The sequence below is a fragment of the Pectobacterium aquaticum genome, from assembly GCF_003382565.3.
In the GTDB taxonomy this organism is placed as follows: Bacteria; Pseudomonadota; Gammaproteobacteria; order Enterobacterales; family Enterobacteriaceae; genus Pectobacterium; species Pectobacterium aquaticum.
Genome location: NZ_CP086253.1, coordinates 3252221 through 3266248, shown reverse-complemented (window position 1 = coordinate 3266248; position 14028 = coordinate 3252221). Strand labels below are relative to the sequence as shown.

14 protein-coding genes are annotated in these 14028 nt (G+C 52.5%); 4 read left to right on the top strand and 10 right to left on the bottom strand.

Annotated features, from left to right (window positions below; genetic code table 11):
* The first annotated feature begins 50 nt into the window (after positions 1 to 50).
* Both thiL and pgpA read left to right on the top strand, forming a co-directional pair.
* Positions 51 to 1031 carry a thiamine-phosphate kinase gene (thiL, locus tag DMB82_RS15165; protein WP_102116784.1) on the top strand — a complete coding sequence of 327 codons (981 nt, stop codon included), beginning with the start codon at positions 51 to 53 and terminating at the stop codon, positions 1029 to 1031.
* The gene (gene pgpA, locus DMB82_RS15160) at positions 1006 to 1542 is read left to right on the top strand and encodes a phosphatidylglycerophosphatase A (RefSeq protein WP_116163832.1); all 537 of its coding nucleotides are present in this window, start codon (positions 1006 to 1008) and stop codon (positions 1540 to 1542) included. The genes thiL and pgpA overlap by 26 nt, the downstream gene beginning before the upstream one ends.
* A gap of 68 nt (positions 1543 to 1610) precedes the next feature.
* On the opposite strand, the gene dxs is transcribed toward pgpA, so the two are convergent.
* Genes dxs through xseB form a run of 3 tightly spaced genes read right to left on the bottom strand, consistent with a single transcriptional unit; the run spans position 1611 to position 4650 of the window.
* The gene (gene dxs / locus DMB82_RS15155; protein ID WP_102116782.1) at positions 1611 to 3476 is read right to left on the bottom strand and encodes a 1-deoxy-D-xylulose-5-phosphate synthase; all 1866 of its coding nucleotides are present in this window, start codon (positions 3474 to 3476) and stop codon (positions 1611 to 1613) included.
* Positions 3477 to 3493: 17 nt separating this feature from the next.
* On the bottom strand, positions 3494 to 4405 hold the full coding sequence (ispA, locus tag DMB82_RS15150; protein ID WP_010299087.1) for a (2E,6E)-farnesyl diphosphate synthase: 912 nt from the start codon (positions 4403 to 4405) through the stop codon (positions 3494 to 3496).
* Entirely contained in the window at positions 4402 to 4650 is a 249-nt protein-coding gene (gene xseB, locus DMB82_RS15145; RefSeq protein WP_102116781.1) for an exodeoxyribonuclease VII small subunit, read from the bottom strand. The genes ispA and xseB overlap by 4 nt, the downstream gene beginning before the upstream one ends.
* A 252-nt stretch (positions 4651 to 4902) precedes the next feature.
* On the opposite strand from xseB, the gene thiI reads away from it, so the two are divergent.
* On the top strand, positions 4903 to 6351 hold the full coding sequence (gene thiI / locus DMB82_RS15140; protein ID WP_116163830.1) for a tRNA uracil 4-sulfurtransferase ThiI: 1449 nt from the start codon (positions 4903 to 4905) through the stop codon (positions 6349 to 6351).
* A gap of 36 nt (positions 6352 to 6387) precedes the next feature.
* On the opposite strand, the gene yajL is transcribed toward thiI, so the two are convergent.
* On the bottom strand, positions 6388 to 6978 hold the full coding sequence (gene yajL / locus DMB82_RS15135) for a protein deglycase YajL (protein ID WP_010282087.1): 591 nt from the start codon (positions 6976 to 6978) through the stop codon (positions 6388 to 6390).
* Positions 6941 to 7849 carry a 2-dehydropantoate 2-reductase gene (gene panE / locus DMB82_RS15130; RefSeq protein ID WP_102116779.1) on the bottom strand — a complete coding sequence of 303 codons (909 nt, stop codon included), beginning with the start codon at positions 7847 to 7849 and terminating at the stop codon, positions 6941 to 6943. Before panE ends, yajL begins: the two co-directional genes overlap by 38 nt.
* A gap of 188 nt (positions 7850 to 8037) precedes the next feature.
* On the opposite strand from panE, the gene DMB82_RS15125 reads away from it, so the two are divergent.
* On the top strand, positions 8038 to 8529 hold the full coding sequence (locus DMB82_RS15125; RefSeq protein ID WP_010282093.1) for a YajQ family cyclic di-GMP-binding protein: 492 nt from the start codon (positions 8038 to 8040) through the stop codon (positions 8527 to 8529).
* A 62-nt stretch (positions 8530 to 8591) separates the two neighbouring features.
* Here the strand turns inward: DMB82_RS15125 and DMB82_RS15120 are convergent, their stop codons facing one another.
* The 5 genes from DMB82_RS15120 to cyoB form a co-directional block, all read right to left on the bottom strand.
* Positions 8592 to 9956, bottom strand: coding sequence for an MFS transporter (locus tag DMB82_RS15120; protein ID WP_116163828.1), 1365 nt, complete (start codon positions 9954 to 9956; stop codon positions 8592 to 8594).
* Between the two features lie 236 nt (positions 9957 to 10192).
* Entirely contained in the window at positions 10193 to 11083 is an 891-nt protein-coding gene (gene cyoE, locus DMB82_RS15115; RefSeq protein ID WP_010282097.1) for a heme o synthase, read from the bottom strand.
* Between the two features lie 14 nt (positions 11084 to 11097).
* Positions 11098 to 11430: a cytochrome o ubiquinol oxidase subunit IV gene (locus tag DMB82_RS15110; RefSeq protein ID WP_039490482.1), complete on the bottom strand. Its 333-nt coding sequence runs from the start codon at positions 11428 to 11430 to the stop codon at positions 11098 to 11100.
* Positions 11430 to 12044: a cytochrome o ubiquinol oxidase subunit III gene (locus DMB82_RS15105; RefSeq protein WP_039490483.1), complete on the bottom strand. Its 615-nt coding sequence runs from the start codon at positions 12042 to 12044 to the stop codon at positions 11430 to 11432. The genes DMB82_RS15110 and DMB82_RS15105 overlap by 1 nt, the downstream gene beginning before the upstream one ends.
* The gene (cyoB, locus tag DMB82_RS15100) at positions 12034 to 14025 is read right to left on the bottom strand and encodes a cytochrome o ubiquinol oxidase subunit I (protein ID WP_116163826.1); all 1992 of its coding nucleotides are present in this window, start codon (positions 14023 to 14025) and stop codon (positions 12034 to 12036) included. The genes DMB82_RS15105 and cyoB overlap by 11 nt, the downstream gene beginning before the upstream one ends.
* Between the last annotated feature and the right edge of the window lie 3 nt (positions 14026 to 14028).

The window sequence follows — 14028 nt, the reverse complement described above, 5'->3', positions numbered from 1 at the left end:
CGGATATCCGGCCCTGATCGCTTTTGAATGATAGGCTGGCTGGAAAGGTTATGGTTGAAGGCGAGTTTGACCTTATTGCCCGCTATTTTAATCGGGTCCGAAGTTCACGTCGCGATGTCGAGTTGGGCATCGGTGATGACTGCGCGTTACTGACGGTGGCAGATAAGCAGATGCTGGCGGTGAGTACCGATACGCTGGTATCTGGTGTTCATTTCCTACCTGATATCGATCCCGCCGATCTGGGTTACAAATCTCTGGCGGTCAATTTAAGCGATCTGGCGGCAATGGGGGCCGATCCTGCCTGGCTTTCTCTGGCCATTACCCTACCTAAAAACAATAGCCAGTGGCTATCCGCGTACAGCGACAGCTTGTTTGAGCTGCTTGATTATTATGGTATGCAACTGGTGGGGGGTGATACGACGCGCGGCCCGCTGAGCTTGACGCTGACTATCCACGGTTTGGTGCCAGCAGGTCGGGCGCTGACGCGTCGCGGAGCCAGAATTGGTGACTGGATTTATGTTACTGGTTCATTAGGCGACAGCGCGGCGGGTCTGGCTATCCTCCAGAATACACTGTACGTTGATGATGAAGAGACGCGTCAGAGACTGCTCCAACGTCACCTCCGTCCTCAGCCGAGAATCCTGCAAGGGCAGGCGTTGCGCGATCTGGCCAGCTCGGCCATCGATCTTTCCGACGGCCTCATCTCCGATCTGCAGCATATACTTAAAGCCAGCGAGTGCGGTGCGCGTATCAATCTGGAATCGATCCCACAATCTGATTGGCTACGGGGCTGCGTCGATGAAGAACAGGCGTTGCGTTGGGCGCTATCTGGCGGCGAAGACTATGAGCTGTGCTTCACCGTGCCGGAAATTAACCGTGGGGCGCTGGAACTGGCCTTGGGGCATCTCGGCGCTGACTACACCTGCATTGGGCAAATCGGGCCTTCCTCTGAAGGGTTACGCTTTTTCAGAGATAATAAAGCGACCGAGCTGAACTGGAAGGGGTATGACCATTTTAGCGAGCAAAACTGACTCTGCGAACAAGGCGAAAGGTGCTGAAGTGGCAAAACGCCGCTTACGGCTGAGTAACCCGTGGCACTTGCTGGCAACCGGGTTTGGCAGCGGTCTGTCTCCTTGGATGCCGGGTACGGTGGGGTCATTGGCGGCGATTCCACTGTGGTACGTCATGTCGTTCCTGCCGCTTGAATTGTATTCGCTGTTGGTCATGCTGAGCATTTGTATCGGTGTTTACCTGTGTCATCAGACCGCGAAAGATATGGGCGTTCACGATCACGGCAGCATCGTCTGGGACGAATTTGTCGGTATATGGATTACCCTAATGGCGCTCCCGGTGGATAACTGGCAATGGGTGGCGGCTGGTTTTGTCGTCTTCCGCTGTCTGGATATCTGGAAACCCTGGCCGATTCGCTGGTTCGATCGCAACGTGCATGGCGGTATGGGCATCATGATCGACGATATCGTCGCGGGGGTGATCTCTGCGGGAATTATCTATTTCATCGGCTATCACTGGCCAATATTCTGACGCTATTGTGTTATTGAGCGACTGACATTATTGAACCGGGGCCATGTGCCCCGGTTATCGTTAGCGGCTTATTCCATCCACTGCGTGATTCTGCGCTCGATGCCAGCGGCATCCAGACCCAGATCGGCACGGATTTCTTCCTGAGAACCTTGTGGGATAAAGACGTCCGGTAGCCCAATGTTCAGCACCGAGACAGCAAGGCGTTTCGCCATCAGGAACTCATTCACGCCGCTCCCTGCGCCGCCCATGACCGCATTCTCTTCCAACGTCACAAACGTACTGTGAGACTGCGCCAGCTCTTCAAGTAACGCTTCATCCAGCGGTTTAACAAAACGCATGTCGACGAGGGTGGCGTTTAACTTCTCTGCCGCAGCCTGAGCTTCCGGCAATAGTGTACCGAAGTTCAGAATCGCGATCGTTTCGCCTTGACGACGCACCACACCTTTACCGATTGGCAGCTCTGATAGTGGCGTCAGTGCCGTACCCGTACCGTTTCCACGCGGATAGCGTACTGCCGTAGGGCCTTTCTGATAGTGATAGCCCGTGTGCAGCATCTGGCGACACTCATTTTCATCGCTGGGTGTCATGATGATCATGTTCGGGATACAGCGTAAGAAAGAGAGATCGAACGCGCCCTGATGCGTTTGTCCATCCGCCCCGACAATACCGCCCCGATCGATAGCAAACAGAACCGGTAGATTCTGGATCGCCACATCGTGGATGACCTGATCGTAGGCACGTTGCAGGAACGTCGAGTAAATGGCGACGACAGGATGATAGCCACCGACGGCCAGACCGGCAGCAAACGTGACGGCATGCTGTTCGGCAATCGCTACGTCAAAATATTGCTGTGGGTAGTCGCGGGAGAATTGCACCATGCCAGATCCTTCGCGCATGGCAGGCGTGATCGCCATGAGCTTGCTGTCTTTGGCGGCCGTTTCCTGTAGCCATTGACCGAAGATTTTTGAATAGGTAGGTTGCGCGCCTTCTTTGCTTTTCGGCAGCGTGCCACTGGCCGGATCGAATTTCGGCACCGCATGCCAACTGATCGGATCCTGCTCGGCAGGGGCGTAACCTTTGCCTTTTTTCGTCATGATGTGCAGAAGCTGCGGGCCTTTCAGATTACGCATGTTCTTCAGCGTATGCGCCAGCGCCTGAACGTCATGACCGTCAACTGGGCCGATATAGTTAAAACCCAGTTCCTCAAATAGCGTGCCCGGCACGACCATGCCTTTAAGGTGTTCTTCGGTGCGTTTCACCAGCTCTTTGATGGGGGGCAGGCCGGATAAGACTTTTTTACCGCCTTCGCGCAGGCTGGCGTAGAGCTTGCCGGATAGCAACTGCGCTAGATGGTTGTTCAGTGCGCCGACGTTTTCTGAAATCGACATTTCATTGTCGTTCAGCACCACCAGCAGATCGGATTTGATGTCGCCTGCGTGGTTCATCGCCTCAAAGGCCATGCCTGCGGTAATCGCGCCGTCGCCGATCACACAAACGGTACGACGGCCTTTGCCTTCACGCTCGGCCGCAACGGCCATGCCCAGTCCGGCACTGATTGAGGTGGATGAATGCCCGACGCTTAATACGTCATATTCGCTTTCATCACGCCATGGGAAAGGGTGCAAACCGCCTTTTTGACGGATCGTTGAAATACGTTCGCGACGGCCGGTAATGATCTTGTGCGGATAAGCCTGATGGCCGACATCCCACACCAGATGATCGAAAGGGGTGTTATAGACGTAATGCAGTGCAACCGTTAATTCAACCGTCCCTAACCCTGAAGCAAAATGGCCGCTTGAACGGCTGACGCTATCCAGCAGATATTGGCGCAGCTCATCGCACAGCTTTGGCAGGCTCTCTTTCGGCAACAGCCGAAGTTCATCCGGTGTTTCCACTAACGCCAATGTAGGGTACTTCGCGGTATCAAAACTCATAGAGACTCATTAGGTAATTACTTATCGCGTTCAACGATGAAATTCGCCAGCGCTTGTAGTGGGGCAATATTCAGGGGAATCGGGCTGGATGCGACGAGATCGTCCAGTGATGCCAGTGATTCCTGATAGAGCTCCTGTGCTTTTTTTCGTGCGTTATCTAGCCCCAGTAAGCTGGGATAGGTACTTTTACCTAACTGCTGGTCTGCACCCTGACGTTTGCCTGTTGTCGCGCTGTCGCCAACAACATCGAGAATATCGTCTTGAACCTGAAAAGCGAGCCCAATTGCGTTAGCGTAGCGATCCAGATGGGGCAACGCGGCGCGGCCTGTTTCGCCGGCTGCCAGTGCGCCTAGTCGGACAGCGGCACGAATCAATGCACCGGTTTTGTGTCGATGAATCCGCTCTAACGCGGCCAGATCAACCTGATGGCCCTCGGCTTCCAGATCGAAAGCCTGACCACCGCACATGCCTGCTACGCCACTGGCGTGAGCCAATTCTGAGATCATCGCCAGTCGATCGCGGTCAGAGACCTGCGGCATTGGCGCGTCGGCCAGAATGGAGAATGCCAGCGTTTGCAGTGCATCCCCCGCCAGAATGGCATTAGCTTCACCAAACTTGATGTGGCAGGTTGGCTGTCCACGGCGTAAATCGTCGTCGTCCATTGCCGGCAGATCGTCATGAATCAATGAATAAGCATGGATACATTCGACTGCCGCAGCAGGGGCATCCAGACTCTCTAACGACATGCCAAACAGTTCACCAGTAGTATAAACCAGAAACGGACGCAGGCGTTTGCCTCCTAAGAGTGAGCCATACTCCATCGCATTGACCAGTGGACTACTCTGAAAGGGGAGACTGGCGATGAAATGCCCCAACATACGGTTAGTGCGTTGGTAATGCGCATTCAATTGCGTGCTGAAATCGGTCATAGCGAGTCGTTATCCGGTGTAAACGGTGACAGCGACGCATCTGGATCGTCGCTTAGCAGGATTTGTACGCGCTGTTCCGCTTGTTGCAGTTTTTGCTGACCTTGGCGAGCGAGCTGGATGCCGTGCTCAAACTCATTTAGTGCATCGTCCAGCGGCAGTTCGCCTGATTCAAGGCGGGTAACGATTTTTTCCAGTTCGTTCAGCGAGCTTTCAAAGCTGACTGGCTGCTCGGTCTTCTTAGGCATAGTGGTTTCAGAATCCTGGTGTTATACGCCGTTGGCTTGTGGCGGCAGAGCGTGGTGTTGCGTGTGGTCATCCGTGGATGCGCAACAATTATACGGTTAAAGCGCACAGTATATCTTCATATAATGATATACTCCGCGCCCTGGATGCTATCGGTAAAATCATCTCTGTTCTGGCTGATTTTACCGATAACGTGATTTTAGTGCTCAGGGTAAATTTATTTACGCCTTTCTGACCAAGTAACGACAGCCACCATGAAGTTTATCATTAAATTGTTCCCGGAAATCACCATCAAGAGCCAATCTGTGCGGTTGCGCTTTATCAAGATTCTCACCGGAAACATTCGCAACGTATTAAAACACTATGATGAAACGCTGGCGGTTGTCCGTCACTGGGATCATATCGAAGTTCGGGCCAAAGACGAAAGCCAGCGTGAGGCAATTCGTGATGCGCTGACAAGAATTCCGGGTATTCACCATATTCTAGAAGTTGAAGATCACGCCTATACCGACGTGCACAATATCTTTGAACAAGCGCTGGCGTTGTACCGTGAGCGGTTGGAAGGCAAGACGTTTTGTGTGCGAGTGAAACGCCGTGGTAAGCATGAATTCAGCTCACAGGACGTAGAACGCTACGTCGGCGGCGGTTTGAACCAGCACATTGATACGGCGCGAGTTAACCTCACGACACCGCAGGTCACCGTGCATCTGGAAATCGAGCAGGATCGTCTACTGCTGATTAAAGGGCGCTATGAAGGTATCGGCGGTTTCCCGATTGGTACTCAGGAAGATGTGCTGTCATTGATTTCCGGTGGTTTTGATTCCGGCGTCTCCAGCTATATGTTGATGCGTCGCGGATGCCGTGTGCACTACTGCTTCTTCAACCTCGGTGGTGCAGCCCATGAGATTGGGGTGAAACAGGTCGCACACTATCTGTGGAACCGCTTTGGTAGCTCACATCGGGTGCGTTTTATTGCTATCGACTTCGATCCTGTTGTGGGTGAAATTCTCGAGAAGGTCGACGATGGCCAGATGGGCGTCGTGCTGAAGCGCATGATGGTGCGCGCGGCCTCCAAAGTTGCTGAGCGTTACGGTGTTCAGGCGTTGGTGACTGGTGAAGCGTTAGGGCAGGTGTCCAGCCAGACGCTGACCAACCTGCGTTTGATCGATAACGCCTCTGACACGCTGATTCTGCGTCCGCTGATTTCTCACGATAAAGAACATATTATCAAACAGGCTCGTGAACTGGGGACGGAAGATTTCGCCAAAACGATGCCGGAATACTGTGGTGTGATCTCCAAAAGCCCGACGGTGAAGGCGGTAAAAGCGAAGATCGAGGCCGAAGAAGGCCACTTTGATTTTGCTATCCTGGATCGCGTGGTGAGTGAAGCCCGGAATATTGATATCCGTGAGATCGCCGAGCAGACCAAACAAGACGTGGTTGAAGTCGAAACGGTCGCGTCGTTTGCGCCAACCGACGTGCTGCTGGATATCCGTGCGCCGGATGAACAGGACGATAAGCCGCTTGAGCTGGATCAGGTCGAAATAAAATCTTTACCGTTCTACAAGCTGGGTACGCAGTTTGGCGATTTGGATCAGAGCAAAACCTATCTGCTTTACTGCGAGCGTGGCGTGATGAGCCGCTTGCAGGCGCTGTACCTGCGTGAGCAAGGTTTCAGCAATGTGAAGGTATACCGTCCGTAATAGAAATAAGGCGCGCAAGCGCCTTTTTTGTCAGTCTTAATCGCGATAGTTATGAATTCCCGGTGGCAGGATGAGCTGTGCGGCGACTTCGGCGGCTTTTTCTTTTCCCAGCAGCAAATCAATGATCTTCAAAGCGAAATCCATGCTGGTGCCCGGTCCCTGCGTGGTTAACAGATTCACACGCGGATCGTAGACGACGCGCTTTTCCATCCATTTTTCTGGCGCAATCTTATCCTTAAACGCCGGATAACCCGTCATATTTCCTACGGGGAACAATTGGTGATACTCCAGTACCAGCGCAGGCGTTGCACACATCGCAGCGACAATTTTCCCTTCCAGATGTGCTTGTCGAATGCATTCCACCAGTATTGGGCTATCGCGGAAGCACTCCGCACCTTGTAGGCCGCCCGGTAACACCAACACATCGAAAGGCCGATCGGCAACGGTAGCCAGTGGCGCATCCGCCAGCAGCCTTACCCCGCGTGAGCAGACGATTTCCAGATTGCCATCGCTGGCTACACTGGCAAGCGTGACCTGAATGCCTGCCCGGACAAGCAAATCGATGGTCGTGACGGCTTCAGTTTCTTCACTACCAGGTGCCAGACACACCAGTGCCGATGCGGTCATAATCATTTTCCTTTTGCTTAATGTAGTCAAACAGACGGGCATTTTCGGGGAGCGTCAGGCCGTGGAGGCGCGCGCGGTGCAGTAAATACCCGGTAATATAATCAATTTCGGTATGCCGCTGGGCAATGATGTCCTGCAACATCGATGAGGTGTTTGCCGCAGTGTTCTGAATAATTTGATTCACGTAGAGCAGCAGGCTGTCTCGCGATGTATGGAAGCCTTCCCGTTCCATGACGCTGGTCACTTCCTGACAAAGCGATGCAATCAGTTCTGGGTAGGCAGAAAGCTCGCCATTGGTGCAGTGATATTTCACCGTGAGCGGGTTGATGACGCAGTTAGCTGCCAACTTCAGCCAGCAGGTGGCGCTAATGTTGGTGTGCCAAGCCACATCCGGCAAGGCCTGATGCAGCACTTCAGCTAAATGGCTTTGGCTACTGTCGCCATTAAACGTGCCAATATGCGTTGTGCCTGCCGCAACGTGTACGACGTTATTGATGTCGCGTCGGGCGGCGTGGGTGGTGATACCAAGTACTAGCGGCTGTTGTAGCGGCGGTAATTCTTCCCGAGTGCCCATCCCATTGTGTAAAAGTAGAATCGTGCACTGTGGGTTGAGCTTCGGCAACAGCACGGTAACGGCATCGGAAACCTGCCAGGCTTTTAGCGTCACCAGCAGAAGTTCGCTTTGGGCAAGATGATCGGGGTCGTTCGCTGTCAGGTTGTGATTACAGTGCTGGCCGTCCAGCATAGTGACATTGACTGGACAATACGGTTGCGGAATGCGCAGCCATCCTTGGACATCATGCCCTTGCTGATGTAACGCAGCGAGCCAAAGTTGACCCAGCGCGCCACAGCCAAGAACGGTGATTTTCATGTACGTCTCCCCTATTTGATGCGGGCGCTGTCGTTCTGCCATGATAGGCTATCATTCATGTCACGAGCTTGTGTTATTCGGCCTGTTTGCCGGATGCCGAGTAAAAATCGGGATTGTGTCTGACATCTTGCTTATCGCAGAAGAGCGGTTATTATGCTCGCCAGCCAAATTTGTCAGGAGAGCGAATTATGCCATCTTTCGATATTGTTTCGGAAATTGATATGCAGGAAGTCCGTAACGCGGTGGAAAATGCGACGCGCGATCTGAGCACCCGTTGGGATTTTCGTAATGTTCCGGCCAGCTTTGAACTGAATGAGAAATCACAGAGTATCAAAGTGGCCAGCGAGTCTGATTTTCAGGTACAACAGCTGGTTGATATTCTGCGTGAAAAGCTGGTTAAACGTGGTATTGAAGGCGGTTCTCTGGAAATCCCAGAAGAAATGGAACACAGCGGAAAAACGTACAGCGTGGAAGCGAAGCTGAAGCAAGGTATTGAAACGACGCTGGCGAAGCAAATCATCAAGCTGATTAAAGACAGTAAGCTGAAAGTGCAGGCGCAGATTCAGGGTGAACAGGTTCGCGTCACCGGTAAATCACGTGATGATTTGCAGGGCGTGATGGCGTTGATTCGTGGCGGAAATCTGGGGCAGCCGTTCCAGTTTACCAACTTCCGCGATTGATACCTTTAGTCATCCGTCGATGAGCAGCAAGGCCAGCGAAAGCTGGCCTTTTGCATGATGCGTTAGGATCGACCTACTAATTGTTCTAACTCCTGCCGATTGGTCTTCTTGTTGTCGATCTTCACATAGGCACTCTGCTCATCCGGTACGACCACAACTTCTGCAACGCCGGGTTGGGTACGAATTTTCTGTTCCAGTTCACTATCCTGCAAGGCTAAATCAGGCAGTGTAATTCTCAGGCTGCTGAGATAAGGCGGCTCTTGCATGGTGAAGCTGACGAGTAGCCAGATAGCCGAAATGGCTGCACCAGCCATAAACACGGCAGAAGCACCATAAAGCTCAAACAGCCCGCCGCCGAGGCTACCGCCAATTGCCACGCCGATAAACTGCGTGGTGGAGTAAACGCCCATCGCCGTGCCTTTATATCCCGCAGGTGATTCCTTGCTAATCAGTGATGGCAGTAGGGCTTCCATGACGTTGAATGCCAGGAAGAACAGCTGTACGCCGATGATAATTTGCCAAAGATGGTTACCCGCCGCCCGTAAGACAACCTCTGCGGCGATCAGCACCACGATACAGCCGATGAAGACCTGCTTCATTCGTCTTTTCACTTCAGCATAAATGATAAAAGGCACGACGCCGACAAAAGAGATCAGCATCGTGACCAGATAGACTTTCCAATGGTCCTGCGGTATCAAGCCCGCAGATTCCATTACGCGCGGCAGGGCCACGAAGCTCGACATCAATAAAATATGTAGACACATAATGCCGATGTTCAGTTTCAGCAATCGGCTATTGCTGAGCACTTTGCGGAAACTGCCGCGTACCATCGCCGATTCTCGATTCAGAACGTGCTCAGGCGCGGAAGGAATCAGAGTCAGAGTAATGACAATACCTGCGAGTGACAGAAGGGCGATGCCCCAGAAGAGCGCCTGTAAACCGAAGGTATGAGTAATGATTGGCCCCAGGACCATTGCGATAGCAAAGGTGACGCCGAAGCTGACGCCGATAAACGCCATGGCTTTGGTTCGGTTCTGCTCACGCGTCAGGTCGGAAAGCAGCGCCATGACGGCGGCAGAAATCGCGCCAGCGCCCTGCAATGCCCGACCAAGGATGATGCCCCAGATGGAGTCGCTTAGTGCGGCGATGACGCTGCCGAGTGCAAATATCAGCAGCCCCCCGACGATCAGCGGTTTTCTGCCGATACGATCGGAGACCAAACCAAAGGGAATCTGGAAAATAGCCTGCATCAGGCCATAAATGCCAATGGCAATACCGATCAGCGCTTCACTGGCCCCCTGTAAGGCCATGCCGTAAGTCGTCAGGACAGGTAACACCATGAACATGCCAAGCATGCGTAGTGAAAAAACGGCTCCCAAGCCCCATGTGGCGCGTAATTCGCCAGGGGTCATTTTATTATCGTTCATGTGTACCTCGAAAAACAATTGGCGCTATTTTAGTGTGTTATTGACCAAACAGTAAACGATAGGTTTGTGACGTGATTTGGCAGAGGAGGAAGTAAGGAGAGGGGAAAAGAAAAAAACGCAGGGAGCGTTTTTCAACGTCCTTGCGACAATACGAAGGGCGGTGTCCAGGAAGGCGGTCATAAAAAACAGGCGGACTAGCCACCTGTTTTTATTAATGCAGGTAACGCTGCTTGTGATTAACGCAGGTAGGTCAGCATGATTTCATGCGCGGGTGCCATTGAATCCACGGACATCATGACGCTCAGTGACGTAATCGCGACAATGGAGAAAACAAACAGTTTTCTTGCCCACACGCGGTCATCAATTGCATTTTTATAGCCTGACAGCGCCATACCCAACCACCAGACGCTCACTGCTGCCGCAACGATCAGATATTTATAGCCAGCATAGCCGCCGAGAGACAGCATCAGAGTCGCTACCGCAAACGCCACGATGTACAGCGTGATGTGGTGCTTCGCAACGGAGATGCCTTTCACAACGGGCAGGACTGGGATGTTGGCGGCCTGATAATCCTTGAAGCGGAAAATCGCAATCGCGTAGGAATGCGGCATCTGCCACAGGCTAAAGATCAGCAGCAGAATCAACGCGCCTGCGTCGAACTGGTTGCTGACGGCACAATAACCGATAACCGGTGGTGCCGCGCCGGACAGGCTGCCAATCAGCGTGCCATAAACAGAATGCCGCTTCATGTACAGGCTATATACACCGACATACACGACGAAGCCCATCACCGCCAGCCACATGGCCAGCGGGTTAGCCGCGATGTAGAGCAGAGCAAAGCCCGCAATACCTAACAGCGATGCGTAAACCAGTGTTACCTTCAGCGAAATCAGTCCCTTTACCAGAACCCGATTTTTGGTTCTCTCCATTTTCTTGTCGATGTCGCGGTCAATGACGTTGTTAAACACGCAACCAGATGCAACGACTAACGACACACCCACGAGGGTGGCGAAAAACAGGGGATAATCAATGCGGCCTTGGGCCGCAAGGAGAAATCCACCGATAACGGAAATCAGATTTCCGAAAATAATTCCTGGTTTAGTAACTTGCAGGTATTGCTTAATCATCTTTTACGGCTCTGTTACTGGATCATCATATTGTGGTGTGCGCTCATCATAATCCAGATGGAGCCCACGACGACAATAGCGATAATCAGGACGGCAAACACAAGAGCCACCACGTTCCAGCGCTCTTCTGAGGACGTATTCAGGTGCAGGAAGTACACCAGATGTACCAGAATCTGAACAACGGCACATCCCACCACCGTGAAAAGAATGGCGCTATGTGAGGCTGTGCCGCTCATGACCATACTGAAAGGAATCACTGTCAAAATCACCGACAGAACAAAACCTATCACATATGACTTCACGCTGCCGTGGCTGGCACCTGCATGATCGGTTGTTGAATGACTCATTACATTGCCCCCAGCAGATAAACAACGGTGAAGACACAGATCCATACCACGTCGAGGAAGTGCCAGAACAGACTCAGGCACATCAGACGCGTTTTATTGGTTGCAGTCAGGCCACGCTTGGACACCTGAATCATCATGATGACCAACCAGATCAGACCGCCCGTTACGTGCAGCCCGTGGGTGCCGACCAGTGCGAAGAAGGCAGACAGGAACGCGCTGCGATCTGGGCCATAACCTTCAGCGATCAGGTGATGGAATTCATAGATTTCCATCCCGATAAACACCAGACCGAACAGGAAGGTCACGCCTAACCAGGTATTAACCTGAGATTTGTTGCCCTTATTCATGGCGATCATCGCCATGCCGTAGGTAATACTACTGAACAACAGCGCGAACGTTTCCACCAGCACGAAAGGCAGTTGGAAAAGGTCCTTCCCGCTTGGGCCACCCGCAGTACCGTTAACCAGTACCGCATAGGTTGCGAACAGTGACCCGAAAATGATCAGGTCGCTCATCAGGTAGACCCAGAAGCCGAATACTTTGTTGGCTCCTGCGTCGTGGTGCCCATGCTCGGCATGGGCAGTATTGTGGTTAGTCAGAGTTTCAGTTGACATGTTTCACGCCTGCCTTACTGAGTTGATCAAAATTCTGATTCTCAATTTGCTCAATTTCTTTAACCGGCACGTAGTAATCCACGTCTTGATTAAAGCTATGCACAATCCAGGTCACAATCATGCCAGCGAAGCCGGCGATAGCAAGCCACCAGATATGCCAGATCATGGCAAAACCGAATACCAGGCTGAATGCGGAGATAATCACACCAGCGCCGGTATTTTTCGGCATGTGAATCTCTTCATAGCTGGCAGGGCGCTTGTAAGCTTCACCTTTCTCTTTCGCTTCCCAGAACGCATCACGATCGTTGATGTGTGGCACGATAGCGAAGTTATAGAACGGTGCAGGAGAAGAGGTTGCCCACTCCAGCGTACGTCCACCCCACGGGTCGCCCGTCAGATCGCGGTTCTGGTTACGGTCACGGATACTGACGTAGAACTGCATAACCTGACACAGTACACCCATACCGATTAATGCTGCACCGATGGAAGCCACAACAAGTAAAGCGTGGAACTCAGGGTTGATTTGCTGGCTCAGACGGCGCGTCATTCCCATGAAGCCGAGGACATACAGCGGCATGAAGGCAACGAAGAAGCCGATAATCCAGAACCAGAATGCGCGCTTACCCCAGGTTTCGTTCAGGGTGAAGCCAAACGCTTTCGGGAACCAGTAAGTAATACCTGCGAAGCAACCGAACACCACGCCGCCGATGATCACGTTATGGAAGTGAGCAATCAGGAACAGACTGTTGTGCAGGACAAAGTTCGCGCCTGGTACAGCCAGCAGTACCCCGGTCATCCCACCGATGGTGAAGGTGATGATGAAGCCAGTGGTCCAAAGCATCGCGGAGTTGGATTCGATACGGCCTTGATACATGGTGAACAGCCAGTTGAAGATTTTAACCCCAGTCGGGATTGAAATAATCATGGTGGCTATACCAAAGAAGGCGTTGACGTTCGCGCCGGACCCCATGGTAAAGAAGTGGTGCAACCAAACGATGAACGACAGAACCGTAATCGCAATCGTTGCCCACACCAGTGAGGTGTAGCCAAACAGCCGTTTTTTACAGAAGGTCGCAACCACTTCGGAGTAAATACCGAAGACTGGCAGTACCAGAATGTAAACCTCAGGATGACCCCATGCCCAAATCAGGTTGATGTACATCATCATGTTGCCACCCATATCATTGGTAAAGAAATGGGTGCCGAGGTAACGGTCAAGCGTCAGCAGCGCAATGGTCACGGTCAATATCGGGAATGCGGCAATGATCAGCACGTTGGTACACAGTGCCGTCCAGGTAAATACTGGCATTTTCATCAGCGTCATGCCCGGTGCGCGCATCTTCAGAATGGTGGCGAAGAAGTTAACACCTGTCAGCGTGGTACCTATACCGGATATCTGTAGACTCCATATCCAGTAATCGACCCCGACGCCGGGACTGTACTCCTTTCCTGAAAGCGGCGGATACGCCACCCAGCCGGTTTGCGCAAACTCACCCACCCCGAGAGAGAGGTTGATCAAGATAACGCCAGCCACAAACAGCCAGAAGCTGAGGGAGTTCAGGAAGGGGAAAGCAACGTCACGCGCACCGATCTGCAAGGGAACCGCAAGGTTCATCAAGCCAACAACGAACGGGGTTGCCACGAAGAAGATCATGATGACACCGTGTGCGGTGAAGATCTGATCGTAGTGGTGAGCGTTTAGGAAGCCTTCTTGCCCGGCAGAGGCTAGCACCTGCTGGCCACGCATCATGATGGCATCGGCAAAACCACGTATCATCATCACCAGGCCGACGATGATGTACATGATACCGATTTTCTTGTGGTCTACGGATGTGAACCACTCGGCCCACAGCCATTTCCACTTACCTAAATAGGTTATTGCCGCCAGCAGCGCAAGGCCGCCAACGATGATCGCCGCCACGGTGACCATAATAATGGGTTCGTGATATGGAACCGCATCGAGTGTAAGTTTTCCGAACATCGT

Bases quoted from the DNA above. Each gene is read 5' to 3' on its own strand.
- DMB82_RS15125 (WP_010282093.1), top strand. From the start codon at position 8,038: ATGCCATCTTTCGATATTGTTTCGGAAATTGATATGCAGGAAGTCCGT.
- DMB82_RS15110 (WP_039490482.1), bottom strand. From the start codon at position 11,430: ATGAGTCATTCAACAACCGATCATGCAGGTGCCAGCCACGGCAGCGTG.
- cyoE (WP_010282097.1), bottom strand. From the start codon at position 11,083: ATGATTAAGCAATACCTGCAAGTTACTAAACCAGGAATTATTTTCGGA.
- thiL (WP_102116784.1), top strand. From the start codon at position 51: ATGGTTGAAGGCGAGTTTGACCTTATTGCCCGCTATTTTAATCGGGTC.
- ispA (WP_010299087.1), bottom strand. From the start codon at position 4,405: ATGACCGATTTCAGCACGCAATTGAATGCGCATTACCAACGCACTAAC.
- DMB82_RS15120 (WP_116163828.1), bottom strand. From the start codon at position 9,956: ATGAACGATAATAAAATGACCCCTGGCGAATTACGCGCCACATGGGGC.
- yajL (WP_010282087.1), bottom strand. From the start codon at position 6,978: ATGACCGCATCGGCACTGGTGTGTCTGGCACCTGGTAGTGAAGAAACT.
- dxs (WP_102116782.1), bottom strand. From the start codon at position 3,476: ATGAGTTTTGATACCGCGAAGTACCCTACATTGGCGTTAGTGGAAACA.
- panE (WP_102116779.1), bottom strand. From the start codon at position 7,849: ATGAAAATCACCGTTCTTGGCTGTGGCGCGCTGGGTCAACTTTGGCTC.
- xseB (WP_102116781.1), bottom strand. From the start codon at position 4,650: ATGCCTAAGAAGACCGAGCAGCCAGTCAGCTTTGAAAGCTCGCTGAAC.
- DMB82_RS15105 (WP_039490483.1), bottom strand. From the start codon at position 12,044: ATGTCAACTGAAACTCTGACTAACCACAATACTGCCCATGCCGAGCAT.
- cyoB (WP_116163826.1), bottom strand. From the start codon at position 14,025: ATGTTCGGAAAACTTACACTCGATGCGGTTCCATATCACGAACCCATT.
- pgpA (WP_116163832.1), top strand. From the start codon at position 1,006: ATGACCATTTTAGCGAGCAAAACTGACTCTGCGAACAAGGCGAAAGGT.
- thiI (WP_116163830.1), top strand. From the start codon at position 4,903: ATGAAGTTTATCATTAAATTGTTCCCGGAAATCACCATCAAGAGCCAA.